The sequence below is a fragment of the Streptomyces sp. SID5910 genome (assembly GCF_009862125.1).
Taxonomy (GTDB): domain Bacteria; phylum Actinomycetota; class Actinomycetes; order Streptomycetales; family Streptomycetaceae; genus Streptomyces.
Genome location: NZ_WWHX01000756.1, coordinates 1 through 2367, shown reverse-complemented (window position 1 = coordinate 2367; position 2367 = coordinate 1). Strand labels below are relative to the sequence as shown.

Here is a 2367-nt window from a genome sequence, read left to right as displayed (position 1 = left end):
CTGACGCTCCCGACCATCACGATCGACCCGCCGCCCTCCTGACGGCACATCACCTCGTACGCGGCGAGGGACGCTTCGAGCGGCGCGAGGAGGTTGAGCCGGATCACACGGGCGTGACGTTCGGTCCCGCCGTCGTCGAGCATCCGGAACGGCGACCCTCCCGCGTTGTTGACCAGGGTGTCCAGCCGCCCGTGGTCGCTCCTCACCCGCTCGAAGAATCCGGTGACCGCCTCCGGGTCGCGGAGGTCGACGGGGAGGAAGCGGGCCGTGCGCCCGCCCGCCTCCACGGGCTCGTCCGGGGCCCTCCGGGCGCAGGTCACGACCTGCGCGCCGGCCTCCAGCAGAGCGCGAGCGATCCCCGCGCCGACGCCCCGGGTTCCGCCGGTGACGACGGCGACGGAGCCGGACAGATCGATGGTCGCTGCCACATGACACCTCCCGCAGCGGCGGATCCGCTGCTACCTTCCCCTAACAAACGTTTGGTGGAAAGGTAGCTGATCTGCTCATGGGTGTCTCCACCTCCGCCCCCAGTGAGGGCGTCGCCGTCGTCACCGTGGACTTCCCTCCGGTCAACGCCCTGCCCGTGCGGGGCTGGTACGACCTGGCCGCCGCGGTCCGCGCCGCCGGGGCCGACCCGGCGGTGCGCTGCGTGGTGCTCACGGCCGCGGGCCGCGGATTCAACGCCGGCGTCGACATCAAGGAAATGCAGCGCACGGCCGGGCACGACGCCCTGATCGGGGCCAACCGCGGCTGCTACGAGGCGTTCGCCGCGGTGTACGACTGCGAGGTCCCGGTGGTCGCCGCCGTGCACGGGTTCTGCCTGGGCGGCGGCATCGGCCTGGTCGGCAACGCGGACGCCGTCGTCGCCGCGGACGACGCGACCTTCGGGCTGCCCGAGCTGGACCGGGGCGCGCTGGGCGCGGCGACCCATCTCGCCCGGCTGGTCCCCCAGCAGCTGATGCGGGCGCTGTACTACACCTCGCGCACCGTCACCGCCGAGGAGCTGCACCGGCACGGCTCGGTGTGGCGGGTGGTGCCGCGCGAGCTGCTGCTCGACACGGCGCTGGAGCTGGCCCGGGAGATCGCCGCGAAGGACGGCTGTCTCATCCGGCTCGCCAAGGCCGCGATCAACGGCATCGACCCGGTGGACGTCCGCCGCAGTTACCGCTTCGAGCAGGGCTTCACCTTCGAGGCCAACCTCGCGGGCGTCGCCGACAGGCACCGCGACGCGTTCGTCTCGTCCGGCACCGCGTACAGCGATGCGTCCGGTGTCCCGTCCAGTGAGGAGCGGCAGTGAGCGACAAGACGATGACCGCCGAGGACGTGGTCGGCCGGCTCGAGAGCGGTATGACGATCGGCATCGGCGGCTGGGGCTCGCGGCGCAAGCCGATGGCGCTGGTGCGCGCGCTGCTGCGCTCGGACGTCACCGACCTGACCGTCGTCTCGTACGGCGGCCCCGATGTGGGACTGCTGGCCGCGGCCGGGAGGATCCGCACCCTGGTGGCCGCGTTCGCCACCCTCGACTCCGTTCCCCTCGAACCGCACTTCGCGGCGGCCCGGCAGCGCGCCGCGTTCGAGATGGTGGAGCTGGACGAGGCGATGGTCATGTGGGGTCTGACGGCCGCGGCGCAGCGGCTGCCGTTCCTGCCGGTGCGGGCCGGACTCGCCTCGGACGTGATGCGGGTCAACCCGTCCCTGCGCACGGTCACCTCCCCGTACGAGGACGGCGAGGAGCTGGTCGCGGTCCCGGCGCTGCGGCTGGACGCCGCGCTGGTCCACCTCAACCGGGCCGACGCACAGGGCAACGCCCAGTACCTGGGCCCCGACCCGTACTTCGACGACCTGTTCTGCGAGGCCGCCGACGCGGCGTACGTGTCCTGCGAGCGCGTCGTGGACACCGCCGACCTGCTCAAGGAGGGCGGTCCGCAGTCCCTGCTGGTCAAGCGCGCGTTCGTCAACGGCGTCGTGGAGGCGCCGAGGGGCGCGCACTTCACCTCCTGCGTCCCCGACCACGACCGCGACGAGCCCTTCCAGCGGGCCTATGTCCGGGCGGCGCGGGATCCCGAGGCCTGGCCGGCCTTCGAGGAGCGGTTCCTGTCCGGTGACGAGGACGCGTACCAGGCCGCGGTGGCGGCGTTCCACGAGGAGGAAGCATGAGCGGCGGTACGACGACGGCGACGCGGGCCGAGTACTGCGTGGTGGCGTGCGCCGAGGCGTGGCGGGGCGCGGGCGAGGTGCTGGCCAGCCCGATGGGCACGGTCCCCGCGATCGGGGCCCGGCTGGCGAGGCTCACCTTCTCCCCCGACCTGCTGCTGACGGACGGGGAGGCGCTGCTCGTCGGCGACGTCCCGGCGGTCGGTGCCCCGG

The 2367-nt window shown here is 73.2% G+C and carries 3 protein-coding genes and 1 pseudogene; 3 read left to right on the top strand and 1 reads right to left on the bottom strand.

Annotated elements, in window-relative coordinates; translation table 11 throughout:
• A partial coding sequence (locus GTW67_RS26545) for an SDR family NAD(P)-dependent oxidoreductase (protein ID WP_161167310.1) occupies window positions 1-428 on the bottom strand: 428 nt, incomplete at its 3' end.
• A gap of 77 nt (window positions 429-505) precedes the next feature.
• On the opposite strand from GTW67_RS26545, the gene GTW67_RS26540 reads away from it, so the two are divergent.
• The 3 genes and pseudogenes from GTW67_RS26540 to GTW67_RS26530 all read left to right on the top strand — a co-directional run.
• Window positions 506-1297 (top strand): enoyl-CoA hydratase family protein, encoded by a 792-nt coding sequence (locus GTW67_RS26540; RefSeq protein WP_161167309.1) that lies wholly within the window; start codon window positions 506-508, stop codon window positions 1295-1297.
• Window positions 1294-2157, top strand: a complete 864-nt coding sequence (locus GTW67_RS26535; protein WP_346010747.1) for a CoA transferase subunit A — start codon at window positions 1294-1296, stop codon at window positions 2155-2157. Before GTW67_RS26540 ends, GTW67_RS26535 begins: the two co-directional genes overlap by 4 nt.
• Window positions 2154-2367, top strand: a pseudogene (locus GTW67_RS26530) (CoA-transferase); the annotation flags it as partial. The gene GTW67_RS26535 and the pseudogene GTW67_RS26530, both read left to right, overlap by 4 nt.

What these genes read in the sequence shown, in the direction of transcription:
- GTW67_RS26540 (WP_161167309.1), top strand. Translation starts at nt 506, where the DNA reads ATGGGTGTCTCCACCTCCGCCCCCAGTGAGGGCGTCGCCGTCGTCACC.